Below are 23,797 nucleotides of genomic sequence, written 5' to 3'. Positions count from 1 at the left end.
GCCGGGCTTTTTTGTTGTCTCGCGCCATGCGGCGAGCGTCGATGTGACCTGCTATTTGACGACGCGCGGCTTCGACCGTTCCCCGGTGCTTTGCATTTGGCTGCTGAGCGGAACGATCAGCGCGAGCTTGCTCGAGGCGCTGCGACTGCAAAGCTGTGTTGTTCTTCAGGTGGCAGTGGGGCAGCGCGATGTCGCGCGGCACGGCGGCAGATGCGGCCCCCAAAGGTCATCAGCGGGGATGTCGCTCACCAATGATGGTTTTTGTGCGGGCGTTCTCGGGCCGAGAGCGACAGGGGTCGGTGCAACTCGCTTGCGAAAACCCAAGTGATAACCAGAGCATGGCACCGCCACGGCGACGACGCGGGTTCCCCTGCAACGCCCGGTGAATCCGCTTTGTAAAATGCGATCGGTTTGATTAACCTCCGTGGTATCGCCGGGGCGGGGGAATCGGTCCTGCCGGAGCGCCGATCCATTCAGGGGATGCGCTTGCGGCAAACCGGCCACTGACCCATATTCCTGGTGTCGGTCCGACCGGACCGGTCGGCAGGGACAGGCGATCTGGAACGCAGGACCGGGTGGCGAAGCGGCCCGGTGGGGACAATCCCGGAAGGGACAATGCGGGAAACCCTTTATTGGGGTCCTCGCAGCATTATCTAACGCGTGCAAGATGTCGCAGCCAAATTCCAGATTGAACCGATCCGCGCCTAGGATGAGCAATAACGACAATAAGTCCGGTGGCCCCGGCGGCCCGGCCACGTCCGTGATCACCAAGGTCAAGCCGAAGACCAAGCGCCCCAATCTCTATCGCGTCCTGATCCTCAACGATGATTACACGCCGATGGAGTTCGTCGTTCTCGTTCTTGAGAAATTCTTCAACAAGGACGTCGAGGCCGCGACCAAGATCATGCTCCACGTGCACCATCACGGCATCGGGGAGTGCGGCGTTTTCACCTATGAGATCGCCGAGACGAAGGTGACGCAGGTGATGGACTTCGCCCGCAAGCATCAGCATCCGCTGCAATGTGTGATGGAGAAGAAGTAGCGCAGTGCTCTCGCAAGCCGCGACGCCGGGCCGGGTGCGCGCTCGCCGCAGCCGCTGTCAGGGAACATGCACACACGGGTCGCCGCTGCGACCGAAGAATTACGGCCGCTGCGACACATAGGCTGGCGGTTCGACAGACGAGTGCCGTTCGGTTGCCGCAGCCGGATTTGCCGCAATCGGAACGGGTTTTGCATTGACGATCCGGTGAACCCGTAATCGAGCCGTCCGACCGGTCTTTTGTCGCACTCGGTTATAACTATATTTGACAAAGGTTGTTGTTGCCTGACCGGGCGGCGGCGATCATGATGGCAGGGGGCCACAGAGGACGCGCATGCCGACTTTTTCTCAAAGCCTTGAACAATCCCTGCATCGTGCGCTGGCGATTGCCAACGAGCGTCATCATCAATACGCGACATTGGAACATCTCCTCTTGTCCTTGATCGATGACAGCGATGCAGCGGCCGTGATGCGCGCGTGCAGCGTCGACCTCGACAAGCTGCGCGGCAGTCTCGTGAACTACCTCGAAACCGAGTTCGAAAATCTGGTGACGGACGGCAGCGACGACGCCAAGCCGACCGCGGGTTTCCAGCGCGTGATCCAGCGCGCCGTGATTCACGTTCAGTCATCGGGCCGCGAAGAGGTGACCGGCGCCAACGTGCTGATCGCGATCTTTGCGGAGCGCGAAAGCCACGCCGCGTACTTCCTGCAAGAGCAGGACATGACGCGCTACGACGCCGTGAACTACATCAGCCACGGCATCGCCAAGCGCCCTGGTGTCTCCGAAGCGCGCCCGGTGCGTGGCGTCGACGAAGAGACCGAGACCAAGGGCAACGAGGACTCCAAGAAAAAGGGCGAGGCGCTGGAAACCTATTGCGTCAATCTCAACAAGAAGGCCCGCGACGGCAAGATCGATCCGGTGATCGGCCGTAACTCCGAGATCAACCGCGCCATCCAGGTGCTGTGCCGGAGGCAGAAGAACAATCCGCTGTTCGTCGGCGAAGCCGGCGTTGGCAAGACGGCGATCGCCGAAGGGCTCGCCAAGCGCATCGTCGACAGCGAGGTTCCCGAGGTGCTGTCCGCGGCGACCGTGTTCTCGCTGGACATGGGCACCTTGCTCGCCGGCACGCGCTATCGTGGCGACTTCGAGGAGCGGCTGAAGCAGGTCCTCAAGGAGCTCGAGGCGCACCCGAACGCGATCCTGTTCATCGACGAGATCCACACCGTGATCGGTGCGGGTGCGACGTCGGGCGGGGCGATGGATGCGTCGAACCTCTTGAAGCCGGCGCTGGCCTCAGGCTCGATCCGCTGCATGGGCTCGACGACCTACAAGGAATATCGCCAGCACTTCGAGAAGGACCGCGCTTTGGTGCGCCGGTTCCAGAAGATCGACGTCAACGAACCGTCGGTGGAAGATGCGATCGCGATCCTGAAGGGCCTCAAGCCGTACTTCGAGGACTATCACCGGCTGAAGTACACCAACGAGGCCATCGAGGCCGCGGTGCAGTTGTCGTCGCGCTACATCCACGACCGCAAGCTGCCGGACAAGGCGATCGACGTGATCGACGAATCCGGTGCGGCGCAGATGCTGCTCGCCGAAAACAAGCGCAAGAAGACGATCGGCATCAAGGAGATCGAGACCACGATCGCCACGATGGCGCGCATCCCGCCGAAGAGCGTGTCGAAGGACGACGCCGAGGTGCTCAAGCATCTTGAGCAGACCCTGAAGCGTGTGGTGTTCGGCCAGGACAAGGCGATCGACTCGCTGTCCGCCTCGATCAAGCTGGCGCGCGCCGGCCTGCGCGAGCCGGAGAAGCCGATCGGCTGCTACCTGTTCTCGGGTCCGACCGGCGTCGGCAAGACCGAGGTGGCCAAGCAGTTGGCCTCGACGCTCGGTGTCGAGCTCCTGCGCTTCGACATGTCGGAGTACATGGAGCGGCACACGGTGTCGCGCCTGATCGGCGCACCTCCGGGATATGTCGGCTTCGACCAGGGCGGCCTCCTGACCGATGGCGTCGACCAGCATCCGCACTGCGTGGTGCTGCTGGACGAGATCGAGAAGGCGCATCCGGATCTGTACAATGTGCTGCTGCAGATCATGGATCACGGCCGCCTCACCGACCACAACGGCAAGCAGGTGAACTTCCGCAACGTCATCCTGATCATGACGACGAATGCGGGCGCGGCGGACCTCGCCAAGCAGGCGTTCGGCTTCCACCGCTCCAAGCGGGAAGGGGACGACCACGAGGCGATCAACCGGCAGTTCGCGCCGGAATTCCGCAACCGTCTCGATGCGATCGTCTCGTTCGGCCACCTCTCGGTCGACGTGATCGGCATGGTGGTGGAGAAGTTCGTGCTACAGCTCGAGGCCCAGCTGGCCGACCGCGACGTCACGATCGAGCTGTCGGAGCCGGCGAAGGCCTGGCTGATCCAGCACGGCTATGACGAGCAAATGGGTGCGCGCCCGATGGGCCGCGTGATCCAGGAGCACATCAAGAAGCCGCTGGCCGACGAGGTGCTGTTCGGTAAGCTGAAGAGCGGTGGCCACGTCCGTGTCGTCCTGGTCAAGGACGAGTCCGGTGTGGACGAGAAGATCGGCTTCGAGTTCGTCGATGGCCCGGTCTCGCCGAAGTCGGAAGTGCCGGCGGCGCGCAAGCGCAAGCCGAAGTCCGGCGGCGGTCCGAAGGGCCCGGCGCCCAAGGGTCCGCTGGTCAAGGCATGATGCCGGGACGAGAGCATTAAAGGGAAAGGCCGGCTTCGCGCCGGCCTTTTTCTGTTTGGTAGCGTCGTCGATGAAGAGGTGGGGCCGGATCTTACTCGCGCCCGGCTATCTCAATGCGTTATGGCCGGGCTTGACCGGGACAAGCCCGGGCGTGACGAGCAAGTTGGCGGCCATCTTTGTTGCAGGGGCTGTTTTCTCCCGATGCGATCCGTTTGCTCCTCGAAACAGAGTCTCGCCGTCCTCAAGCAGGCTTGATGAAGAAGTAGACTGTCAGCCCGCAGCCGACGGCGATGACGAAACGGCGCACATACGCCGGAGGAATGGTCTGGCTCAGCCGGGCGCCGACGAAGCCGCCGACCATGGCGGCGGCCATCATGGTCAGCGTCTCCAGCCAGTGCACGCGGCCCGAGAATGCGAAGATGGCGGAGGCCATGATGTTCATCAGCGCCGCTAGCCAAATCTTCAGGCCGTTCATCGCGCGGATATCGCGCATGCCATAGAACACCAGGGCAGCGAGCATCAGGATGCCGATGCCGCCGCCGAAATAGCCGCCATAGATCGCGATCACGAACTGCACCGCCTGGATCGCCCGCGGCCCGAGCCAGCGTGCGCCATCCTTCGGCGTGAACCGCATGCCGAAGGCGAACACCGTCGTTGCGAACAACAGCAGCCACGGCACCAGGCGGCTGAACGCCGCCGACGGTGTCACCAGGAGCAGCACGGCGCCGAGCGTGCCACCGATCAGGCTGATGATCGACAGCCGGACGAGGTCGCCGCGCCACGGCGCCTTGGCGTCACCCAGGATCTCGCGCGAGGCATAGGCGCTGACGAACTGTCCGGGACACAGCGCCACGGTGCTGGAGGCATTGGCGTCGATCGCCGGAATGCCGGCGGCGAGCAGTGTCGGGAAGGTCAGGAAGGCACCGCCGCCGGCCAACGCGTTGACGATGCCCGAGCCGAAGGCGGCGAGCGCGAGCAGTGGCAGCATCGTCCAGTCTGTCATTCCGCCCGCCCATGTCACATTGATTTCAGTTTGTAGGTATCATGTTGCGGAGGCGAGATCACTCGCCCTTGAGCCGCTGGCCGTCATGAATGCGGACGTGCTCCGCGCCGCGTGCGCCGGCCGGCGAAAGGCGCAACATGCTCAAGAATGCGCCGACCAGGGCGAAGCCGACGCCGGTCAGCAGCGACAGCCTTGTGCCGTCGGATGGATCGATGGCGAGGAACATCGCCACCAGCGCCGCACCGGTGGTCTGGCCGAGCAGGCGCGCGGTGCCGAGCATGCCGCTGGCGCCGCCGGCACGTTCGCGCGGCGCAGCTGCGATCATCGTGCGGTTGTTGGGCGTCTGGAACAGGCCGAAGCCGCAGCCGGCCAGCGCCATGCGCCAGACAACGTCCCAGGCCTGCGGCTCGCGCGGCAACAGGCCCAGCGTGAGCAGACCGCCGGCAAAGATCACGAGGCCGATGCCGCCGAGCAGGCCGGCCGGCACGCGCTCGACCAGCCGGCCGGCAATCGGCGCGGTCAGGCCGACCGCGATAGGCCACGGCGTGATCAACAGGCCCATCTGCACCGGCGAATAGCCGAAATGGCTTTCGAGATAGAACGGAATCGCGACGAAGGCGAGCATCTGGCCGCAGAACGACGAGATCGAGGTCGCGATCGACAATGCGAAGACGGGGATGCGCAGGAGGTCGAGCGGCAGCAGCGGCGAGGCCATGTGGGTCTGGCGATACACCAGCCAGAAGCCGGCCGTGACGGCGACGACGAACTCGATGGCGCAGGTGGCCAGCGCCTCGCCATGGCCGAGGCTGTCGACCGCGGCAATCAGGAAGCCGAAGGTCACCGCGCTCAGCGCCGCGCTCTGCCAGTCGAACATGTGCGGCGCGCGCGGCGTCTGCGGCAGGAAGCGGAAGCCGAAGGCAAAGGTGACGAGGCCGAGCGGCACGTTGATCGCGAACAGCCAGGGCCAGCTGCCGACCGCGAGAATGCCGGCGGCGATTGTCGGGCCAACGGCCGCCGACACCGCGACCACCATCGCATTAATGCCGATGCCGCGGCCGAGCAGGGCGTGCGGATAGGTGAAACGTACCAGCGCCGAGTTCACGCTGAGAATGCCGGCCGCGCCAAAGCCCTGCAGGATGCGCGCGAGCGTCAACAAGAGCAGGCTGTCGGCCAGCGCGCAGAACAGCGAGGCGGCGGTGAACAGCACGAGGCCGGCGAGATAGACGCGGCGATAACCGATGATCTCGCCCAGCGAGGCCAGCGGCAGCAGCGAGATCGTGACCGCGAGCTGATAGCCGTTGACGATCCAGATCGAGAACGCGGGGCTGGCGTTGAGGTCGCGCGCGATCGTCGGCAGCGCCACATTGGCGATGGCGCCGTCCACCACGGCCAGCACGATGCCGAGCGCGATCGTGACGATCGCCCAGGTTCGCTGGGGCAGCGGCAGCCCGTCGGCATGCACCATCGAGGTCGTGGTCGTAGATGTCATTGTGGAAGCTCCGGCCGCAACCGGGCCGCGGTTGGTGCTCGGAAACAGGCAACCGCGCTGCACAATCCCTGTTCCATGCCGATCGGCAGGGCGAGCCTGTCAGCTTCGCTTGGGACGGACCTGGATCGCCTTGAGATAATTGACGACGGCTTCCGCGTCGGGCCGATCGAACTGGAAGCTCGGCATGTCCTTGTGGATCGTCGAGAGGCCGGTTTGCAGCCGCTGCGAAAAATCGTCGTCGTAGAGCTTGCTGTCACCGAAGGTCCTGAACGGAGGGGCGTCGGGATGCGGGCTTGCGCCGGTGGGACCTATCGCATGGCATCGGCTGCAAAGGCTTTGCAAGAGCGCTTTTCCTCGCTTCTGCTCGCTGTCCAGCGCATGGCTGGCGGTCGAGGTCAGCACCAGCGGAACGAGGGCATATCCGAGACGACGCATTTGCAGGCTCATGTCAGCTTCTCGTTGGCGCGTTCTACCAGCGCCCCTCGGCCTTTCCATAGGCATAGAGCGCAACCAGCCCGATCGTCACGCATGTCGAGCCGATCAGCACGATGCGATCCCAGCGCAGGCGGGTCTCGGCGCCGCGCTGCAGCGTGAGCAGCGAGAACAGGGCTTTCAAGGCGAAACGGCGCATGCGGAAATCCGGCTGCCGCCCGGCTCGAAAGGCAGGGCTTGGCGTAGTGTAGACTAGCGCGTCAGGTTGCTGCGCCGCCACTCGCGTGGCGACTGGCCGAACTGCTCGCGAAACACGCGGCCGAAATGCGAGAGGTCGTTGAAGCCCCAGCTGAAGGCGATCTCGCTGATCTGGCGATACGCCAGGGCAGGGGCGGCGAGGTCGCGTCGGCACAGCTTCAGGCGCTCGGCGAGCACGAAGCGCTGGAAAGACAGCTGCTCGTCCGAGAACAGGTCGTTGATGTAGCGCGGCGACAGGCCGAGCTCGCGCGCGACCTTCGGCAGCGACAGATCGCAATCGGCGAGACGCGCGCGGACATTCGCTTTGATGCGATAGAGCAGGGCCGCCCGATGGCTCGAGGCTGGCAGCGGCTGGGTTCGCAGCCGCTCGGCCAAGGTCATCGCCAGCAGGTCGGCGGCCTGGTCGGCCAGACGGTCGGCGTGCTCGGCGCCGATGTGATCGGCGCGTTCGCACAGCTTGACGATGAACTCGTAGGCGAGAGGCTGCAGCGGGCTGTCGGCGCCGAAGGTGATCGCCGTGACGGCCTCGGTCGCGCCGATCCTGCGCTGCAGCATGTCGCGCGGCAGCTTGAACACGGTCTGCCGGAAGGCGGTGTCGAACTGCAACTCGTAAGTGCGGGTCGTATCATAGATCGCGAATTCGCCGGGACGGATCATCGTGTCGCGGCCGTCCTGGGTGACGCCGCCGATGCCCTCGCGGCCGAGCGCGACCAGCACATAGTCGGCATCCGCGCGCGCGATGCGCTGCGAGGTTCGGCGCACGCGCTGCCGGTCGGAGACGACCTCGGAGCAGACGGCGCGGCCCAGCGTCGTATGCGTCACCGCGCCGCGAAACGCGCTGCCGAGATCGGACGTGCAGTCGAGTCCGACATAGACGTCGCAGACGATGTCCTGCCACAGCGCCAGCCGGCGGTGGCCCGGGCTTCCCTCGGTGGTGAACAGGATCGGCATCGGTCCGTCTCCCCTTGCACCTCTGTCGATTAAATCTGGCGCAGTGCAGCAAGTTTCGGGCCGAAGCCGGCCTGGCGCCGCCACAGTCGACTTTTCGTTCCTTGCAAGACGAGCGCGAACCGGCACCTCGGTCAATAGTGGCGTGACAGGGAGCGCGGCGGGACCGCCGCAAACGGCAGCAGCGGGAGCATCGACGATGGGACTGGCACATCCGAAATACAAGGTGGCGGTGGTGCAGGCGGCGCCGGCCTGGCTCGACCTCGACGCCTCGATCAAGAAGACGATCGGATTGATCGAGGAGGCGGCCGACAAGGGCGCCAAGCTGATCGCCTTCCCGGAGGTCTTCATCCCCGGCTATCCCTGGCACATCTGGATGGATTCACCGGCCTGGTGCATCGGCCGCGGCTTCGTGCAGCGCTATTTCGACAATTCGCTGGCCTATGACAGCCCGCAGGCCGAGACGCTGCGCGCCGCCGTGCGCAAGGCGAAGCTGACCGCTGTGCTCGGCATTTCCGAGCGCGACGGCGGCAGCCTCTACATCGCGCAATGGCTGATCGGCCCGGATGGCGAGACCATCGCCAAGCGCCGCAAGCTGCGGCCGACCCATGCCGAGCGCACCGTATATGGTGAGGGCGACGGCAGCGATCTCGCCGTACACGATCGTCCGGACATCGGCCGGCTCGGCGCGCTGTGCTGCTGGGAGCATCTGCAGCCGCTGTCGAAATATGCGATGTATGCCCAAAACGAGCAGGTGCATGTTGCGGCCTGGCCGAGCTTCTCGCTGTACGACCCGTTCGCGCCGGCGCTCGGCGCCGAGGTCAACAACGCGGCCTCGCGGGTCTACGCGGTGGAGGGCTCGTGCTTCGTGCTGGCGCCATGCGCCACCGTCTCGCAGGCCATGATCGACGAATTGTGCGACCGGCCCGACAAGCACGCGCTGCTGCATGTCGGCGGCGGCCACGCCGTGATCTTCGGTCCGGACGGCTCCTCGCTGGTCGAGAAGCTGCCGCCGGATCAGGAAGGCCTGCTGATCGCCGAGATCGATCTCGGCATGATCGGCATCGCCAAGAACGCTGCCGATCCCGCCGGACATTATTCGCGCCCCGACGTGACCCGGTTGCTGCTCAACAAGAAGCCGTTCAATCGCGTCGAGGCGTTTGCACTACCCGTCGATACTGTGGCGCCGGGCGAGGTCGCGGCTGGCGGGTAGCCGGCCGCGAGGCTGCTAGGTCCCGGCTTCGGGCTGCGCCGGCGGCGGTGCCGCACGGCGCGGCGGACGCTGGGCGCGCGCGACCGGTGCTGCCATCTTCGGCTGCAAGGTGACGATCACCGGGTTCGGTTTGTGGTCGGTCGCCGCGCCGGTCGCTGCGTCGACGCCCATGCCGATCACACCGCCGAGCAGCAGGTTGCCTGCGAATCCGGCCGCGCCTGCCGTCGGGATGTCCTTCTGCAGCGGGATGATCTGGGTCTCGTAGCCCGGCTTTTCGATCGTGACGCTGATGTCCGCGTTGCGCTTTGCCACGAACGAACACGGCGTCGTACAGGTCATCGGCGCCTCAAGGCCGGCGACCGAGGCTTCAGCGCCTGAAGGGGTCGATGCCACGCTGATCGTTTCGGTAGTGCCGCGTGTGACGGACGCGCACCCACCCAGGGCGGCGCACAGCACCACCAACGCTACAACTCTCATTTGTATTGCCCCCTTGAACTCGGGGGAAACTCAAGCTCAACTGGGACGGGAGAGCAAGCGGTATCAGCTTTTTCCGAAGGGAATTGTTGCTGAGTTCAAAGCGAGTGTGGCTTTCAGGACTTACTTTCGCGGATCCCGCGCGCGATCGCCTTCTGGGCGTCGAACTCGGCGCGCCGGCGCGCGAGCTCCTCGGGGGCGAGCAAAGCGGGGTTGCTGTAGTCGCGCTTCCAGCTGTGATCGTCGCTCCATTGCAGCGGCGATTGCACGGTCGTCCGTCCGGCTGGTGAACTCTCCAGCACATCGAGCGTGAGCTCGAGAGTGAACGCCTGCGAGGCGGCGTCGTGCGGCTTGCCGGCGGAGTTGCCGAGCGGAAAGTCCGAGAACAGGAAGCGCGGCACCGCGGCGTGCTCGACGATGTCCTTGGCGCAGCCCATCACGACGGTCGAAATGCCATTGGCTTCGAGATGCCGGGCCACCAGGCTCACCGTCTGGTGGCACACCGGGCAGTTCGGTACCAGCACGACCGCGTCGATCTCGTCGGCGCGGCAGCGCGCGAGAATTTCCGGAGCGTCCTGCTCGATCGTCACGCGCTGGCTGCGATTGGTCGGCGCACCGAAGAAGCGCGGCCCGACCGCGCCGACGCGGCCCTCGCTGGCGAGCCGCAGCAACTGCGGTAGCGGAAACCAGGTGTTGGAATCCGCAGCCGTCGTATGCGTGCGGTCGTAGGCGATGTGCGAGATGCGCAGATCGTGCGTGGCCGACGTGTCGCCGTCATAGACCGAGTAGAACTTCGCGCCGCCGTTGTAGGGCGCGCCGGGGCCCTGATCGCCCTTGGCGGGATCGTAGGGCGCCGCCGTAGTGATGAGTGTCACGCGCGATTGCGCGAGCGGCTTGCGCAGCTTCTGTAATGGCGCCGAAATATAATGTGCCCAGCGATACGGCGTGTCGTAGCCGATCGCGAGATAATAGTCCCGCGTTCGCGCCATGTAGGCCAGCGGCGCGGTGTCATCCGGCGCGAAGCCGAGCGGGTCGGAAGAGGCGGTCATCGGTCGCGCTCCTGAAGCGATGGCGGATTGCTAGCCGGCCGATGCTCCGTGTCAAGGCGTCGCGCTTTGGAACCGGAACGGGGCCTCCGGCTTTGTCTGTCGGCTTTTGGTTTTCCGCCGTCATACCGGCCATAATTTCCTTTGTTTCCATGCATCGCTCGATCCCGGCTCTCAGCGTCGCTGTCTGTCTTCTGGTCGCGACGATCGGATGCGCCGCGGCCAATGAGGGCGAGACCGTCTGGCCGCTCGCCGACGGGGCGCCGCCGGCAAAGGACGAGTCCAAGGACGCCGCGGCCAAGCCTGAGGATCCGAAGGAGAGCGGCACGCGCGAGGCGATCTGCCTGATGATCGAGTCGGCCGCCAAGTCGAACGATCTGCCGCTCGAATTCTTCGCCCGCGTGATCTGGCAGGAGAGCCGGTTCCAGAGCGACGCGGTCGGACCGGTCACCCGCAGCGGTCAGCGCGCCCTGGGCATCGCCCAGTTCATGCCGGGCACCGCGAGCGAGCGCGAACTGCTCGATCCGTTCGATCCGGTGCAGGCGCTGCCGAAATCGGCGCAGTTTTTGGCCGAGCTGCGGGATCAGTTCGGCAATCTCGGGCTCGCCGCGGCGGCCTATAATGCCGGCCCGCGCCGGGTACAGAACTGGCTCGCCGGCAAGGGCCAGATACCGTGGGAGACGCGTAACTACGTCTCGGCGATCACCGGCACATCGATCGACGACTGGGCTGCGGCGGGCAAGGGCGGCAAGTTGCCGCCGAGCGCGCGGCCGACCTCCTGTCATCAGCTGATGGCGCTGTTGAAGCGCGCGCCCAATCCGTTCGTCACCCAGCTCGAGCAGCACGTCGCCATGGCGGCTGCGAAGTCCTGGGGCGTGCAGCTGGCGGCCGGCTTCGACCGCAACAAGGCGCTGTCGATGTATGCGCGGGCCATCAAGGGGCTCGGCTCTGTCATCGGCGATCGTGATCCGAGCCTGCTGTCCTCGGTGATGCGCACGCGCGGCAATCGCGCCTTCTATCAGGTGCGGATCGGCGCCGACACGCGCGGCGAGGCCGACGCGCTGTGCAGCCGCATCCGCGGCGCCGGCGGCGCCTGCTTCGTGCTGCGCAACCGGGCCTAGAGGGCCGCGGCTTGCGCCGTATGCAGAGCAGCGCGCGCGTGATGGCGGTTGACGCGGGGCGGTTTCGAAAGCCTTATCGCGGTCCGCTTCGCTGGGCCGCCCGTGACATTTCCTCCGCTCGATTCGCCGCAATGGCATGGTTCGTTCCGGGCCTTCGGCTGGGGCCTGCGCGCGACGTCGGCGACCATCCTGTCGGTGGTGCTGTTCGTCACCTTCATCGGCATCGGCGCGCTCGCCCACGACACGCATTTCAGCATGCTCTGGGCGATCCTCAGCACCGTGCTGGTCTGGGCAGGGCCGGCGCAGATCATCCTGGTGTCGACGCTCGGCTCCGGCCAGACCATCCTGCAATCGGCGATCGCGGTGACGATGAGCGCGATCCGGCTGTTTCCAATGGTCGTGGCCGTGCTGCCGCTGATCCGCGGGCCCAAGACCCGGCGGCGCCAGCTGGTGCTGATCGCGCATTTCACCGCGGTGACCCTGTGGGTCGAATGCTATCGCTTCCTGCCGCATGTGCCGCGCGAGCGCCGCATCGCCTTCGTCCACGGGCTCGGCACCGGCTTGATGGGCGTGGCGCTGATCGCGACCATCATCGGCTATCTTCTGGCCGCCAACCTGTCGCAGACCTTCGGCGCCGCCGTGCTGCTGCTGACGCCGCTCGCGTTCTTGTTCTCGACCCTGCGCAATGCCAGGGAGTTGGCCGACGTGCTCGCGCTCGGCCTCGGCCTCGTGCTGTATCCGGTCGCCGCCCGGCTCAACAGCGGCGTCGACATCCTGGTCAGTGGCGTCGCCGCCGGCACGCTCGCCTTCGCCGTCCACAAATGGCGCGAGCGGCGGGAGGCGGCATGAGCGACTTCATCGGCGATTGGCATGCGCTGGTGGTGCTGCTGGTCGCGGGCGTCATCCCCAACCAGATCTGGCGGCTGCTCGGCCTGTGGTTCGGCAGCGGCCTCGACGAGGGCTCGGACCTCCTGATGTGGGTCAAGGCGGTCGCGACTGCGATCCTGGCCGGCGTCATCGCGCAGATCGTCGTGCAGCCGCCCGGCGCGCTCGCCAGCGTGCCGTGGGGCCTGCGGCACGGCGCGGTGGTCGCCGGGCTCGCGGCCTTTCTGGCGACGCGCCGCTCGATCTTTGCCGGCGTCGTCTGCGGCGAGGCCGTCATGCTGGCCGGCACTTGGTGGCTCGGCTGAGTTGCGCGACCGCAATTGCGATGCCGCGGCGTTCGGCTAGATTAGCTGTGAGATCTGAGGATTGTTTTGCGATGACCACTGAGACCGATCTCCGCCCGGGTGAAGTCACCGTCGATGCGCCGCAGCCGCGCGATGCCGCGCTGTATTTCATCGGCCGCATCCGCGCACCCTGGACCTCGCGCCTGGAGACACCCCGGCAGGGCAGCCTCGAGGGGCCGGTGTGCCGGCTCGAAATCTTCGAGCCCTGGGTGCCGGCCCTGCAGGGGATCGACGGTTTCAGCCATCTGCAGGTGCTGTATTGGCTCAACCGGGCCCGCCGCGACCTCGTCAAGCAGAGCCCGCGCCATCATGACGGCGAGACCCGCGGCACCTTCGCGCTGCGCTCGCCCGTGCGCCCAAATCCGATCGGCGTCTCGACCGTCCGCTTCGTCGCGCTGGAGGGCAGCACCGTGCTGGTGCGCGGCCTCGATTGCCTGGACGAGACGCCGCTGATCGACCTGAAGCCGGATCATTGTGTGTTCACGCCTGGGGCAAGCGAGGACAAATAGGACCGGCGATCGGGATGTCGAACCTGAACAAGCGGCCACAGAAGACCGTGACGGCTCTGGATGCGATCACCGCCGACCTCGTCGCCGTGCTGGTCGCGGTGACGGACGGGCACCCGAAGATCATGACGATCGATCACGCGGCCGCCTTGCCGAGCGGCCCGTTTCAGTTCGCGCACCGCTCGCTGCAGATGGGCCTGCGCGCCTGGGTCGAGGCGCAGACCGGCCATCCCTTGGGCTATGTCGAGCAGCTCTACACCTTTGCCGATCGCGGCCGCTCCGGCGATCCCGACGCGCCGCATCGCATCTCCATCAGCTATCTCGGCCTCACGCGCGAGGAGGAGGGGCGCGAGGGCGCCGATGCGCAATGGTCGTCCTGGTACGACTACTTCCCCTGGGAGGATCATCGCGATGGGGCGCCGGCGATCCTCGCCAAGATCATCGCGCCAAGGCTGAAGGCCTGGGCACGCCTGGCAGATGAGCCGGCGTTGCAGAAGACACGCTGGCGACGTGCCGCCATCACCTTCGGCCTCGACGGCCGCGAGTGGAACGAGGAGCTCGCGCTGCAGCGCTATGAGCTGTTGTACGAGGCCGCGCTGATCCCGGAGCGCGTGCGCGAGCAGGGCGGCGAGGCGGCCGTGCCCGGCCGCGCGATGACGGGTGACCACCGCCGCATTCTCGCCACCGGCATCGCAAGGCTGCGCGCCAAGATCAAATATCGCCCGGTCGTCTTCGAGCTGATGCCGGATGAATTCACCCTGCTGCAATTGCAACGCAGCGTCGAGGCGCTGGCCGGCCGGCTGGTTCACAAGCAGAACTTCCGCCGGCTCATCGAGCAGCAGGAACTCGTCGAAGAGACCGGAGCCATGGCTCCCGACACGATCGGACGGCCCGCCAAGTTGTTCCGCTTCCGCCAGGGCGTGCTCGCGGAGCGCGCCGTGGTCGGAACCAAGCTGCCGCTCTCGCGGTCGTGATCCCCAGCGCTTGACAAGACTTATGCTCAGGATAAGTATAAGCCATCTTATGCTCAAGGAGAGTATAAATGGCCGGGACCGTTTTGGCTGCCGTCGCGCCGAAGTCGTCTGTTGCTGACCGCCTGAAGCGGGTGATCCCGCCGCCCGAATGGGCCGTCTACGAGGAGGATGTCGAGGCCATCCTCGCGCTCAAGCGCCGGCGCAACGCCTTGCTGCTGGCGCACAACTACCAGACGCCCGAGATATTCCACGGCGTCGCAGACATCGTCGGCGACAGCCTGCTGCTCGCGCGCGAGGCGACCAAGGTCGACGCCGAGGTGATCGTGCTCGCCGGCGTGCATTTCATGGCGGAGACGGCGAAGCTGCTCAATCCCGGGAAGACGGTGCTGATCCCGGACCTGCAGGCCGGCTGCTCGCTCGCGGACTCCATCACCGCCGATGACGTCCGGCTGATGCGCGCGCGCCATCCCGGCGCGCCGGTGGTCGCCTATGTCAACACCTCGGTTTCGGTGAAGGCCGAGTCCGATGTCTGCTGCACCTCGGGCAATGCGCGCCAAATCGTGGAGTCGCTCGGCACGGATCACGTCATCATGCTTCCGGACGAGTATCTCGCCCGCAATGTCGCGGCGCAGACCAAGGTCCGGATCACGGCGTGGAAGGGACATTGCGAGGTGCATGAGCGCTTCAGCGCCGAGGATGTCCGCACGCTGCGCGACAATCATCCCGGGGTCACCGTGCTCGCGCATCCCGAATGTCCGCCGGAGGTGGTGGCGGAAGCGGACTTCGCCGGCTCGACGGCGGCGATGTCCGACTATGTCGGCGCCAAGCGGCCGGCGCGGGTGGTTCTCCTGACAGAATGCTCGATGAGCGACAATGTTGCGGTGATGTACCCCGACATCGAGTTCGTCCGGCCCTGCAATCTGTGCCCGCACATGAAGCGGATCACCTTGAAGAACATCCGTCATGCGCTCGAGACCAACACGCATGAGGTGACGATCGATCCCGCGATGGCCGAGCGCGCGCGGCGTTCAGTGGAAAGGATGCTGGCGCTATGAGCACCGATCTCTCCAGTCTCATCGGCCGTCCCGTGATCATCGGCGGCGGCGCCGCCGGGCTGATGACGGCGCTGCAACTGGCACCCGAGCCCGTCGTACTCGTGTCGAAGTCGCCGCTCGGCGCGGAGGCGTCGAGCATGTGGGCGCAGGGTGGTCTCGCGGCTGCGGTCGGTCGCGACGATGAGCCGGCGCTGCATTTCGCCGATACGATTGCCGCCGGCGCAGGCCTGTGTGACGAGGCCGCGGCGCGTCGCATCATCGATGCTGCGCCTGCGGCGGTCGAGCGCCTCGCGGAGCTCGGCGTCGCGTTCGACCGCGATGCCGACGGGCGCTGGCGCCTCGGCCTCGAGGCGGCACACAGCCGCAAGCGCATCGTGCACGCCACCGGTGACGGCACCGGGCGCGAGATCATGCGCGCGCTGATCGCGGCCGTCAGGCGATGTCCGTCGGTGACCTTGCTCGAAGGTGTCGAGGCGCGCCGGCTGATCGTCGTGGACAATGCGATCCAGGGGGTGGTCGCGGTGAGCGGCGAGGAGCCGGTCGTGCTCGCCACCTCGCGCGTCGTGATCGCGACCGGCGGCATCGGCGGCCTGTTCCTCGACAGCACCAATCCGTCCGGCTGCTTCGGCCAGGGGTTGGCGCTGGCGGCGCGGGCAGGGGCGGTGCTGTCCGATCTCGAATTCGTGCAGTTTCATCCCACCGCCTTCGACGGTCCGTCGCGGCCGCTGCCGCTGCTGACCGAGGCGATCCGCGGCGATGGCGCGGTGTTGATCGACGAGACCGGCACGCGCTTCATGGCGGACGAGCCCGGCGCCGAGCTGGCGCCACGCGACGTGGTGGCGCGGGCGGTGTGGCGTCAGCGCGCGCAGGGCCATCGCGTCTTTCTCGATGCGCGCGAGGCGCTGGGGGGCACCTTCGCCGCGCGCTATCCCGTGATCAGCGCGTTCTGCCGCATGGCCGGAATTGATCCGGCCGTCGATCCCATACCGGTTCGACCCGCCGTGCACTACCATATGGGCGGTATCTCCGTTGATGCGATGGGCCGCAGTTCGGTCGACGGGTTGTGGGCTTGCGGCGAGGTCAGCCGCACCGGACTGCACGGCGCCAATCGCCTCGCCAGCAACTCGCTGATGGAAGCAATCGTCTGCGCGCAATGGGTGGCCGAGAGCACGGCCGGGACGCCGCGGCGCGCTGCCAAGGTCGGAGAGCCCGCGGCAAGCCCCGCTGCATCTGATCCGTCCTCGGTGCGTCCGCTGCTGTCCGGCGCACTCGGCGTGCTGCGCGACCGCGATCGGATGGTGTCCGCCATCCGGAGCCTGCTCCCGCTGGCGATAGGAGCTGGAGCGACGGCCGATCCAGCCCTGGTCGGGCTGATGATGTCGGTGGCTGCCCATGCGCGCGAGGAGAGCCGCGGCGGGCATTGCCGCACCGACTGTCCGGACACGCTGCCCGCCGCGCAGCCGTCCCGTTTTACGTCGTCCTCAGCGATCGCCGCCGCGTGGGAGATTGCGGAGACAGGGCATCCTTCATTCAGGAGCATCGTATCATGAGCCTCAATCCACTCTTTCCCTTGCTCTACGAGCCACTGCTCCGTGCGGCGCTGCTGGAGGATCTCGGCCGCGCCGGCGACATCACCACCGATGCGATCGTGCCCGCCGGGCAGCGCGCTGCCCTGCAGTTGCGGGCGCGCCAGCCCGGCGTGATCGCCGGCCTCGACGTCGCGCGCTGCGCCTTTCAGACGGTCTCGCCCGAGGTTCGCATGGAGACGATCCGCGGCGACGGCAGCGTCGTCGCGGCCGGCGATGTGATCGCCACGATCAACGGCCCGGCGCGGGCGCTGCTGACCGGCGAGCGCGTCGCGCTGAACTTCCTCTGCCACCTCAGCGGCGTCGCCTCCGCGACGGCCTCGCTGGTCGCGGCCGTGAAGGGCACGCGGGCGCAGATCGTGTGCACGCGCAAGACGACGCCGGGGCTGCGCGCGCTGGAGAAATATGCGGTGCGCGCGGGTGGGGGCGGCAATCATCGGTTCGGGCTGGATGATGCGGTCCTGATCAAGGACAACCATATCGCGATTGCCGGCGGCATCGCGGCGGCGATCACCAGGGCCAAGGCTCATGCCGGCCATCTCGTGAAGATCGAGGTCGAGGTGGACAATCTCGCGCAGCTCGAGCAGGCGCTGAAGCTGGGCGTCGATGCGGTCCTGCTCGACAACATGACGCCGCCAGAGCTCGAACGCGCCGTCGGCATGGCCCGCGGCAAGGCGATCACCGAGGCCTCGGGCCGGATCACCGTCGACACCGCGCCGGCGATCGCGGCGGCGGGTGTCGACCTGATCTCGGTCGGCTGGATCACGCATTCCTCGGCCGCGCTGGACATCGGGCTCGACGATGCGTGAGCCGTGATCAGCCCTTGAGCGCCGCGATCAGCTTCGCGGCGTTCTCTTCCAGCACCTTCGGGTCCTCCTTGCGGCTGGCCGGCGGCAGCAGGCTGTCGCCATTGTGGCGCGGCATGATGTGGACGTGGAGGTGGAACACCATCTGCCCGCCGGCATGCTCGTTGAACTGCTGCACCGTGATGCCGTCGGCGGCGAACGCCGTCTTGGCGGCGCGGGCGATCGTGCGCACGGCGCGGCCGACATGGAGGTAGTCTTCCTCGGTGATGTCGAGGATGTTGCGGGCCGGAGCCTTCGGGATGACCAGCGTGTGGCCGGGGACGCGCGGCATGATGTCGAGGAAGGCCAGCACGTGGTCGTTCTCATACACCTTCACGCAGGGGAATTCACCGCGCAGGATCTTCGCGAACGGGTTTTGGGGATCGTAGGCGGTCATCGGCAAATCCTTCAGCGGTTCCTCGTCAGGCGCCTTACTTTCATTGCCTCGTGCCGCCGGTCAAGATTGCTCGTCCAGGTCCTTGCGGAACGGGCCGGATTCGGCGAGCTCGCGGCCGGCCTGCTCGACAAAGGCGCGCTCGCGCTTGAGGTAGTCGTCGATGGCGCGGCGCAGGCCGCGGTCGGCGATGTGGTGCGCGGAGTAGGTGGTCTGCGGCAGGTAGCCGCGCACGATCTTGTGCTCGCCCTGCGCGCCGGCCTCGACGACGGCCAGCTTGTGCTGGATCGCGAAGTCGATCGCCTGGTAGTAGCAGACCTCGAAATGCAGGAACGGGTGGTGCTCGATGGCGCCCCAGTTGCGGCCGAACAGCGTGTCCGAGCCGATGAAGTTGATGGCGCCGGCGATCCATCGGCCGTCGCGCTTGGCCATCACCAGCAGCACGTCGTCAGCCATGCTCTGGCCGATCAGCGAGAAGAACTTGCGGCTAAGATAGGGCCGGCCCCATTTGCGCGAGCCGGTGTCCATGTAGAAGTCGAAGAACGCGTCCCACGCGTCCTCGGTGATGTCCTTGCCGGTCAGCCAATGGATGGTGATGCCGGCGTTCAGCGCATCGCGCCGCTCGCGCTTGATCGATTTGCGGTGGCGCGAGTTCATCGTCGCCAGGAAATCGTCGAAGCTGGAAAAACCCTGGTTGTGCCAGTGGAACTGCTGGTCGGTGCGCTGCAGGAAACCCTGTGCGGCGAGCAGCTCCCACTCGGCCTGGCGGGCGAAGGTCACGTGCACCGAGGACGCCTCGCTGATCCCGCACAGCGCCTTCAGGCCCTGCGCCAGCGCGTTGCCGATCATCTCCCGGTCCTGGTCGGAACGGATCAGCAGCCGCGGCCCGGTCGCCGGCGTGAAGGGCACGGAGACCTGCAGCTTCGGATAGTAGCGGCCTCCGGCGCGCTCATAGGCGTCAGCCCAGCCGCGGTCGAAGACGTATTCGCCCTGCGAGTGCGACTTCAGATAGCAGGGCACGACGCCCAGGATTTCCTCGCCCAGCTTGGCCACGAGATGCCGCGGCGCCCAGCCGGTGCGGATCGTCGCCGAGCCGGAGGTTTCGCAGGCGGACAAAAAGGCGTGGGAGACGAACGGGTTATAGGAGGGGCCGCAGCCGGCGGATGAGCCGGGGGCGAGGCGGCCGGCGGGATTGGCGCAGGCGTCCCAGGCAGCGGCCGGGATTTCAGAGATCCCGGGTACGGCTTCGAGCGTGATCTCAGGTGAGGCCATCGAACCCCTGAACAGAAGGCAACTCTGGAACGTTCGGCCGAGCCGCCCGGATTGCTATGGGATCAAGATCGTGCATCGCAGCACCGACTTCAAGGCCCGCCTCGAGTCTCGCCTCACGTCTCCGGCGTAAACCCTTCGAAGATCATCTGATCCGCGTAACGCGCGGCGGTGGCGCGCTGCTCCGGCGTGCGGACGGTCCAGGTCAGCAGCGGACAGCCGAACACATTGCGCGCGACCCAGGGCGCGGGCGCCGGCAGCTGCTGCACCCAATAGGCGACGAAATGCGGCTGCGTGCTCAGGCCGTGCCTGAGATGTAGCATGCTGTCGCGCTGCGCTTGCGTGAGCTTGTCCCAGTAGCCGTCCTCATAGGTGCGTTGGGCGACGATGCCGCGCGTCAGATTCGGCATTGTTTCGCGCATGGCGTGCACGAGGTCCGGATCGAACGACATGCCAACCGCCGGACCGGAATAGGCCGACAGCACCTCGGCCATCCTTCGGACCAGCCGACGATCACCCTGAAAGGTGCTCTTGACCTCGACCACCAGCGGCACGCGTCCGCCGATCAGGTCGCAGAGGTCCTTGAGCGTCATCATCCGCTCGTCGGTCTGCTTGAACGTCACGGCCTTCAGCTCGGCCGCGGTCTTCTCGATCAGGAGGCCCGAGCCCTCGGTGAGGCGGCCGAGCTCGTAGTCGTGATGCACCATCGCCTCGCCATCGGCCGAGAGCTGGATGTCGCATTCGATGGCGAAATTGCCGGCGATCGCGCCGCGCGCGGCGGCCGGCATGTTCTCGATAATGCCGCTGGCCGCATCATGCAGGCCGCGATGGGCGACGGGGCGGGCCGTCAGCCAGTCAGGTGCGCGCATTCGCCCCGTCCATTCTCGTCCAATTCAATCTCACTCGACCTCGAACACGCCTTCGACTTCCACTGCCGCATCCGACGGCAGCGATGCGACGCCGACCGTGGTGCGGGCGTGGCGGCCCTTGTCGCCGAACGCTGCGACCATCAGGTCCGAGGCGCCGTTGAGCACCTTCGGTCCATCCAGGAAGTCGGGGGCCGAATTGACGAAGCCGCCGAGCCGCACCACGCGCACCACCTTGTCGAGATCGCCGACCGCCGCCTTGACCTGGGCGAGCAGGTTGATGCCGCAGCCCTTCGCCGCGGCATAGCCGTCCTCGATCGACACGCCGCCGCCGAGCTTGCCCGCCGCGATCAGCTTGCCGTCGCCGCCGAGGCAGACCTGACCCGAGACGAACAGCAGATTGCCGGTGCGCACGAACGGGACATAATTGGCCACCGGAGCCTTCGGCGCCGGCAACGTGATGCCCTGTGACGCCAGAGTCTGTTCAACCGTACCCGCCATCGCAAATCCCCGATCTGTCGCGTGAATAATGGGCCCGTGCCGGACCGCGGCCCTGTTTGGCGCAGTTGCCAGCGACATGCAAGCAGCGGCCGCCGCCGTTAACTGGGCCCCGTGATCGCACGTTTCCGTGAGACAGCCGCAGTTGCGACGTAATGCAGCGGTCTTTAATGTGACGGTTTATCGATACGTCCCCCGAGGAAAACTCATGGCTCATTCGTTTCGACTGTCGATGGGAGCGCTGGCGATTGCCGCGATCACGTTCGGTCCGGCGCAGGCCGGGGCAGGAGTGCCGTTCCTGCCGCACCAGGCGCTGTATGAGCTGAGCCTGCTGAAGTCGCGTGGATCGAGCCCGGTGAACAGCGCGCGCGGCCGCATTCTCTATAATTTCTCCGGCAATGCCTGTAACGGCTACACCTCGGACTTCCGCCAGGTCTCCGAGCTCGATCTCGGCGAAGGCAAGGTCACGCTCAGCGACCTGCGCTCGACGGCGTGGGAGGACGGCGCCGGCAAGAGCTACCGCTTCAAGATCGACTCGCGGATGAACGACCAGGCCTCCAGCCCGGTGGACGGCATCGCGGAGCGCAGCGGCGACCACATCACGGTGAAGCTGAAGCAGCCGGAGGCGAAAACCTTCACGCTCGACGGTTCGACGGTGTTTCCGACCGAGCAGATCCAGCGCATCATCGCGGCCGCCCGCGAGGGCAAGTCGCTGCTCGAACTGTCGGTGTATGACGGCTCCGACAATGGCGAGAAGGTCTACAACACTCTCACGGTGATCGGCGCAGCGGTGCCGGGCGACAAGGCTCCGGCCAAGCCGGACGCCTCGACCGACAATGACGAGATGAAGTCGCTGACGCGCTGGCCGGTCACGGTCAGCTACTACGACCGCGACGCCAAGCGGACGGAGGGCGAGCAGACGCCTGTTTATGCGATGTCGTTCGAGCTGTATGAGAACGGCGTCTCGCGCGCGCTCGTGCTCGACTACAATGACTTCGTCATTGCAGGCGCGCTTGGCAAGTTCGACGTCAAGGACAGCAAGGACTCCAACAAGCCCTGCAGCAACTGAGACGGGCGTCATTCCGTCTCCTCCGGCCCGCCATAGGCGATGCCGCGGATCACCGCGGCCTGGCCGAATTTCTTGCGTAGCGCATCCATCGCGCGCTCGGCGGAGGCTGAGCGTCGGTCGAGCATGTCGGTGTCGGAGGCTTCCGAGCCCGGGCGCAGCGCGCTGACGCCGGCGCCCATCAGGCGGAACGCCGTGCCATCGGTCTCTCGTGCCAGCATCTCCTTGCAGATGGCGAAGATCTTGCCGGCGAGCTGGGTGGGCGCGGCGATCGACTGCGAGCGGGTGCGCTGGCGGAAATCTGATGTCTTCAGCTTCAGCGTGATGGTCGAGCCGGCGAGCTGGCTCGCCTTCAGCCGCGCCGAGACCTTCTCCGACAGCCGCCAGAGCAGCTTCTCCAAGGTCGCGTAGTCGCGGATGTCGGTGTCGAAGGTGGTCTCGCTGGAGATCGTCTTGGCGCCGCGGTCGGCCACCACCTTGCGATCGTCGAGGCCGCGCGCCAGCCGCCAAAGCCTTCGGCCCTCACCGCCGAACTGCTTCATCAGCTCGATCTCGTCGGCGCGCTGCAGGTCGGAGATGAGGCGAAAGCCGTGTTGCGCCAGCCGCTGCTGGCTGGCCGGTCCGACGCCGAAGATGAAGCCCACCGGCTTGTCGGCAAGCATATCGCGGGCCTCGTCCTGGTCGAGCGCGGCGAAGCCGCGGGGCTTGTCGAGATCGGAGGCGATTTTGGCAAGGAACTTGTTGCAGGACAGCCCGACAGAGACCGTGATGCCGATGATCTGCTCCACCTCGCGGGCGAAGCGCGCCAACACTTTCGCCGGGATCATGCCGTGGACACGCTCGGTGCCGGAGAGGTCGAGGAATGCCTCGTCGATCGACAGCGGTTCGACCAGCGGCGTCAGCGCCTGCATCGCCTGCCGGACCTCGCGGCCGACCCGGACGTATTTCGCCATGTCCGGCCGTATCACCACCGCGGAGGGGCACAGCTCCAGGGCCTTGAACATCGGCATCGCCGAGCGCACGCCATAGGTGCGGGCGATGTAGCAGGCCGCCGAGACCACGCCGCGCTTGCCGCCGCCGATGATGACCGGACGGTCGGCGACCTCTGGATTGTCGCGCTTCTCGACCGTGGCATAGAACGCGTCGCAGTCGATATGGGCCAAGGTGAGCCCGGGCAGGGAGCGATGGCGGACCAGCCGCGGCGAGCCGCAGGCGCTGCAGCGGCGCGCCGTGGAGGCGAGATCCGACAGGCAGTCGCGACAGAAGCAGGTCGGCCGGCTGACCGCGTGCGTCCCTCCTTCTGGCGCCATCGTGCTCACGGCACGTCGCGCTCCCACTGCCGGTCGCCCAATACCTGCCTTGCGGCCATGATATTGGTCGGATGTAACTTGGAGCTTTCGGCAAAAGCCTTTACCGTCGCGTCATCGCGCAGCACGAAATCGAGCACGCTGGCCAGGAAATTCGGGTCGGCCGCCGAGGTCCGCAGCGTCTCCGGCCCGATCCCGGTCTCGGCCAGGAACCGGCCGATGCGCTCGGGTTCCCCGGCCAGGAAAGACAAGGCCTGAATGGCAACGATTTCAGCGACTTCGCGCGGATTTTGAGAACGCTTTTTCAACGGGGCATTTGCCTTTCCATTAACTTGTCGTCTCTACTTTGCAGGCCATCATGCCCGAGTCTTCGGAGCGGGTTCAAGCAAGTGGAAACCATCTCGGTCGAAGATGGAATACCGCCTTAACGGCTTTGAACGAATCTGGGGCTAGTTTG

General features: G+C 66.3%; 25 protein-coding genes. 12 read left to right on the top strand and 13 right to left on the bottom strand.

All coding sequences use genetic code 11. The features are described 5' to 3' along the window. The first annotated feature begins 709 nt into the window (after positions 1-709). Both clpS and clpA read left to right on the top strand, forming a co-directional pair. Positions 710-1,042, top strand: a complete 333-nt coding sequence (clpS, locus tag BRADO_RS21180; protein WP_011927390.1) for an ATP-dependent Clp protease adapter ClpS — start codon at positions 710-712, stop codon at positions 1,040-1,042. Between the two features lie 331 nt (positions 1,043-1,373). After that, positions 1,374-3,761: an ATP-dependent Clp protease ATP-binding subunit ClpA gene (clpA, locus tag BRADO_RS21175; protein ID WP_011927389.1), complete on the top strand. Its 2,388-nt coding sequence runs from the start codon at positions 1,374-1,376 to the stop codon at positions 3,759-3,761. A 241-nt stretch (positions 3,762-4,002) separates the two neighbouring features. On the opposite strand, the gene BRADO_RS21170 is transcribed toward clpA, so the two are convergent. The 5 genes from BRADO_RS21170 to BRADO_RS21155 all read right to left on the bottom strand — a co-directional run bounded on the left by BRADO_RS21170 (position 4,003) and on the right by BRADO_RS21155 (position 7,894). Next, complete coding sequence (locus BRADO_RS21170) at positions 4,003-4,764, bottom strand: sulfite exporter TauE/SafE family protein (RefSeq protein WP_011927388.1); 762 nt, start codon at positions 4,762-4,764, stop codon at positions 4,003-4,005. Between the two features lie 58 nt (positions 4,765-4,822). After that, on the bottom strand, positions 4,823-6,253 hold the full coding sequence (locus BRADO_RS21165; RefSeq protein WP_011927387.1) for an MFS transporter: 1,431 nt from the start codon (positions 6,251-6,253) through the stop codon (positions 4,823-4,825). A 99-nt stretch (positions 6,254-6,352) separates the two neighbouring features. Then, positions 6,353-6,700, bottom strand: coding sequence for a cytochrome c (locus BRADO_RS21160; RefSeq protein ID WP_011927386.1), 348 nt, complete (start codon positions 6,698-6,700; stop codon positions 6,353-6,355). A 22-nt stretch (positions 6,701-6,722) separates the two neighbouring features. Further along, positions 6,723-6,884, bottom strand: coding sequence for a hypothetical protein (locus tag BRADO_RS35480; RefSeq protein WP_011927385.1), 162 nt, complete (start codon positions 6,882-6,884; stop codon positions 6,723-6,725). Positions 6,885-6,937: 53 nt separating this feature from the next. Next, positions 6,938-7,894: a helix-turn-helix domain-containing protein gene (locus tag BRADO_RS21155; RefSeq protein WP_011927384.1), complete on the bottom strand. Its 957-nt coding sequence runs from the start codon at positions 7,892-7,894 to the stop codon at positions 6,938-6,940. A gap of 196 nt (positions 7,895-8,090) precedes the next feature. On the opposite strand from BRADO_RS21155, the gene BRADO_RS21150 reads away from it, so the two are divergent. Further along, positions 8,091-9,104, top strand: coding sequence for a carbon-nitrogen hydrolase family protein (locus BRADO_RS21150; protein WP_011927383.1), 1,014 nt, complete (start codon positions 8,091-8,093; stop codon positions 9,102-9,104). A 15-nt stretch (positions 9,105-9,119) separates the two neighbouring features. Here BRADO_RS21150 and BRADO_RS21145 read toward each other — a convergent pair whose 3' ends face one another. Both BRADO_RS21145 and BRADO_RS21140 read right to left on the bottom strand, forming a co-directional pair. Next, complete coding sequence (locus tag BRADO_RS21145) at positions 9,120-9,581, bottom strand: PEGA domain-containing protein (protein ID WP_011927382.1); 462 nt, start codon at positions 9,579-9,581, stop codon at positions 9,120-9,122. 113 nt (positions 9,582-9,694) lie between these two features. Beyond that, positions 9,695-10,627, bottom strand: coding sequence for a glycine/sarcosine/betaine reductase selenoprotein B family protein (locus tag BRADO_RS21140; RefSeq protein WP_011927381.1), 933 nt, complete (start codon positions 10,625-10,627; stop codon positions 9,695-9,697). Positions 10,628-10,776: 149 nt separating this feature from the next. Between BRADO_RS21140 and BRADO_RS21135 the strand changes: the two genes are divergently transcribed. The 8 genes from BRADO_RS21135 (at position 10,777) to nadC (ending at position 17,904) form a co-directional block, all read left to right on the top strand. After that, positions 10,777-11,745 (top strand): lytic transglycosylase domain-containing protein, encoded by a 969-nt coding sequence (locus BRADO_RS21135; RefSeq protein ID WP_050781025.1) that lies wholly within the window; start codon positions 10,777-10,779, stop codon positions 11,743-11,745. A gap of 102 nt (positions 11,746-11,847) precedes the next feature. Next, entirely contained in the window at positions 11,848-12,594 is a 747-nt protein-coding gene (locus tag BRADO_RS21130; protein WP_011927379.1) for an AzlC family ABC transporter permease, read from the top strand. After that, positions 12,591-12,935 (top strand): AzlD domain-containing protein, encoded by a 345-nt coding sequence (locus BRADO_RS21125; protein ID WP_011927378.1) that lies wholly within the window; start codon positions 12,591-12,593, stop codon positions 12,933-12,935. The genes BRADO_RS21130 and BRADO_RS21125 overlap by 4 nt, the downstream gene beginning before the upstream one ends. A 71-nt stretch (positions 12,936-13,006) precedes the next feature. Then, on the top strand, positions 13,007-13,483 hold the full coding sequence (gene tsaA / locus BRADO_RS21120; RefSeq protein ID WP_011927377.1) for a tRNA (N6-threonylcarbamoyladenosine(37)-N6)-methyltransferase TrmO: 477 nt from the start codon (positions 13,007-13,009) through the stop codon (positions 13,481-13,483). Positions 13,484-13,497: 14 nt separating this feature from the next. After that, positions 13,498-14,454, top strand: coding sequence for a membrane protein (locus BRADO_RS21115; RefSeq protein WP_011927376.1), 957 nt, complete (start codon positions 13,498-13,500; stop codon positions 14,452-14,454). Positions 14,455-14,522: 68 nt separating this feature from the next. Next, on the top strand, positions 14,523-15,509 hold the full coding sequence (nadA, locus tag BRADO_RS21110) for a quinolinate synthase NadA (RefSeq protein ID WP_011927375.1): 987 nt from the start codon (positions 14,523-14,525) through the stop codon (positions 15,507-15,509). Beyond that, entirely contained in the window at positions 15,506-17,059 is a 1,554-nt protein-coding gene (locus tag BRADO_RS21105) for an L-aspartate oxidase (RefSeq protein ID WP_011927374.1), read from the top strand. Before nadA ends, BRADO_RS21105 begins: the two co-directional genes overlap by 4 nt. Continuing rightward, positions 17,056-17,904 carry a carboxylating nicotinate-nucleotide diphosphorylase gene (nadC, locus tag BRADO_RS21100; RefSeq protein WP_011927373.1) on the top strand — a complete coding sequence of 283 codons (849 nt, stop codon included), beginning with the start codon at positions 17,056-17,058 and terminating at the stop codon, positions 17,902-17,904. Before BRADO_RS21105 ends, nadC begins: the two co-directional genes overlap by 4 nt. Positions 17,905-17,911: 7 nt before the next feature. Here nadC and BRADO_RS21095 read toward each other — a convergent pair whose 3' ends face one another. From BRADO_RS21095 to BRADO_RS21080, 4 genes are all read right to left on the bottom strand, one after another. After that, entirely contained in the window at positions 17,912-18,337 is a 426-nt protein-coding gene (locus BRADO_RS21095; RefSeq protein ID WP_008963324.1) for an HIT family protein, read from the bottom strand. A 60-nt stretch (positions 18,338-18,397) separates the two neighbouring features. Continuing rightward, complete coding sequence (locus tag BRADO_RS21090; protein ID WP_011927372.1) at positions 18,398-19,606, bottom strand: GNAT family N-acetyltransferase; 1,209 nt, start codon at positions 19,604-19,606, stop codon at positions 18,398-18,400. Positions 19,607-19,719: 113 nt separating this feature from the next. After that, on the bottom strand, positions 19,720-20,472 hold the full coding sequence (locus tag BRADO_RS21085; RefSeq protein ID WP_011927371.1) for a glycerophosphodiester phosphodiesterase: 753 nt from the start codon (positions 20,470-20,472) through the stop codon (positions 19,720-19,722). A 30-nt stretch (positions 20,473-20,502) separates the two neighbouring features. Next, positions 20,503-20,970 (bottom strand): RidA family protein, encoded by a 468-nt coding sequence (locus BRADO_RS21080; protein WP_011927370.1) that lies wholly within the window; start codon positions 20,968-20,970, stop codon positions 20,503-20,505. Between the two features lie 205 nt (positions 20,971-21,175). Between BRADO_RS21080 and BRADO_RS21075 the strand changes: the two genes are divergently transcribed. Further along, positions 21,176-22,036, top strand: a complete 861-nt coding sequence (locus BRADO_RS21075) for a cell envelope integrity EipB family protein (RefSeq protein WP_011927369.1) — start codon at positions 21,176-21,178, stop codon at positions 22,034-22,036. Positions 22,037-22,044: 8 nt separating this feature from the next. On the opposite strand, the gene BRADO_RS21070 is transcribed toward BRADO_RS21075, so the two are convergent. Together BRADO_RS21070 and BRADO_RS21065 are read right to left on the bottom strand one after the other, a co-directional pair. Further along, on the bottom strand, positions 22,045-23,343 hold the full coding sequence (locus BRADO_RS21070; RefSeq protein WP_011927368.1) for a DNA polymerase IV: 1,299 nt from the start codon (positions 23,341-23,343) through the stop codon (positions 22,045-22,047). Between the two features lie 5 nt (positions 23,344-23,348). Next, entirely contained in the window at positions 23,349-23,648 is a 300-nt protein-coding gene (locus BRADO_RS21065; RefSeq protein WP_011927367.1) for a DUF3572 domain-containing protein, read from the bottom strand. Positions 23,649-23,797 lie beyond the last annotated feature (149 nt).

Source organism: Bradyrhizobium sp. ORS 278 (genome assembly GCF_000026145.1).
Classification (GTDB): Bacteria; Pseudomonadota; Alphaproteobacteria; order Rhizobiales; family Xanthobacteraceae; genus Bradyrhizobium.
The sequence above is the reverse complement of the archived record's forward strand: the minus strand, read 5'-3'. Positions and strand labels throughout refer to the sequence as shown.

Bases quoted from the DNA above. Each gene is read 5' to 3' on its own strand.
- clpS (WP_011927390.1), top strand. From the start codon at position 710: ATGAGCAATAACGACAATAAGTCCGGTGGCCCCGGCGGCCCGGCCACG.
- clpA (WP_011927389.1), top strand. From the start codon at position 1,374: ATGCCGACTTTTTCTCAAAGCCTTGAACAATCCCTGCATCGTGCGCTG.
- BRADO_RS21170 (WP_011927388.1), bottom strand. From the start codon at position 4,764: ATGACAGACTGGACGATGCTGCCACTGCTCGCGCTCGCCGCCTTCGGC.
- BRADO_RS21165 (WP_011927387.1), bottom strand. From the start codon at position 6,253: ATGACATCTACGACCACGACCTCGATGGTGCATGCCGACGGGCTGCCG.
- BRADO_RS21160 (WP_011927386.1), bottom strand. From the start codon at position 6,700: ATGAGCCTGCAAATGCGTCGTCTCGGATATGCCCTCGTTCCGCTGGTG.
- BRADO_RS35480 (WP_011927385.1), bottom strand. From the start codon at position 6,884: ATGCGCCGTTTCGCCTTGAAAGCCCTGTTCTCGCTGCTCACGCTGCAG.
- BRADO_RS21155 (WP_011927384.1), bottom strand. From the start codon at position 7,894: ATGCCGATCCTGTTCACCACCGAGGGAAGCCCGGGCCACCGCCGGCTG.
- BRADO_RS21150 (WP_011927383.1), top strand. From the start codon at position 8,091: ATGGGACTGGCACATCCGAAATACAAGGTGGCGGTGGTGCAGGCGGCG.
- BRADO_RS21145 (WP_011927382.1), bottom strand. From the start codon at position 9,581: ATGAGAGTTGTAGCGTTGGTGGTGCTGTGCGCCGCCCTGGGTGGGTGC.
- BRADO_RS21140 (WP_011927381.1), bottom strand. From the start codon at position 10,627: ATGACCGCCTCTTCCGACCCGCTCGGCTTCGCGCCGGATGACACCGCG.
- BRADO_RS21135 (WP_050781025.1), top strand. From the start codon at position 10,777: ATGCATCGCTCGATCCCGGCTCTCAGCGTCGCTGTCTGTCTTCTGGTC.
- BRADO_RS21125 (WP_011927378.1), top strand. From the start codon at position 12,591: ATGAGCGACTTCATCGGCGATTGGCATGCGCTGGTGGTGCTGCTGGTC.
- tsaA (WP_011927377.1), top strand. From the start codon at position 13,007: ATGACCACTGAGACCGATCTCCGCCCGGGTGAAGTCACCGTCGATGCG.
- BRADO_RS21115 (WP_011927376.1), top strand. From the start codon at position 13,498: ATGTCGAACCTGAACAAGCGGCCACAGAAGACCGTGACGGCTCTGGAT.
- nadA (WP_011927375.1), top strand. From the start codon at position 14,523: ATGGCCGGGACCGTTTTGGCTGCCGTCGCGCCGAAGTCGTCTGTTGCT.
- BRADO_RS21105 (WP_011927374.1), top strand. From the start codon at position 15,506: ATGAGCACCGATCTCTCCAGTCTCATCGGCCGTCCCGTGATCATCGGC.
- nadC (WP_011927373.1), top strand. From the start codon at position 17,056: ATGAGCCTCAATCCACTCTTTCCCTTGCTCTACGAGCCACTGCTCCGT.
- BRADO_RS21095 (WP_008963324.1), bottom strand. From the start codon at position 18,337: ATGACCGCCTACGATCCCCAAAACCCGTTCGCGAAGATCCTGCGCGGT.
- BRADO_RS21090 (WP_011927372.1), bottom strand. From the start codon at position 19,606: ATGGCCTCACCTGAGATCACGCTCGAAGCCGTACCCGGGATCTCTGAA.
- BRADO_RS21085 (WP_011927371.1), bottom strand. From the start codon at position 20,472: ATGCGCGCACCTGACTGGCTGACGGCCCGCCCCGTCGCCCATCGCGGC.
- BRADO_RS21080 (WP_011927370.1), bottom strand. From the start codon at position 20,970: ATGGCGGGTACGGTTGAACAGACTCTGGCGTCACAGGGCATCACGTTG.
- BRADO_RS21075 (WP_011927369.1), top strand. From the start codon at position 21,176: ATGGCTCATTCGTTTCGACTGTCGATGGGAGCGCTGGCGATTGCCGCG.
- BRADO_RS21070 (WP_011927368.1), bottom strand. From the start codon at position 23,343: ATGGCGCCAGAAGGAGGGACGCACGCGGTCAGCCGGCCGACCTGCTTC.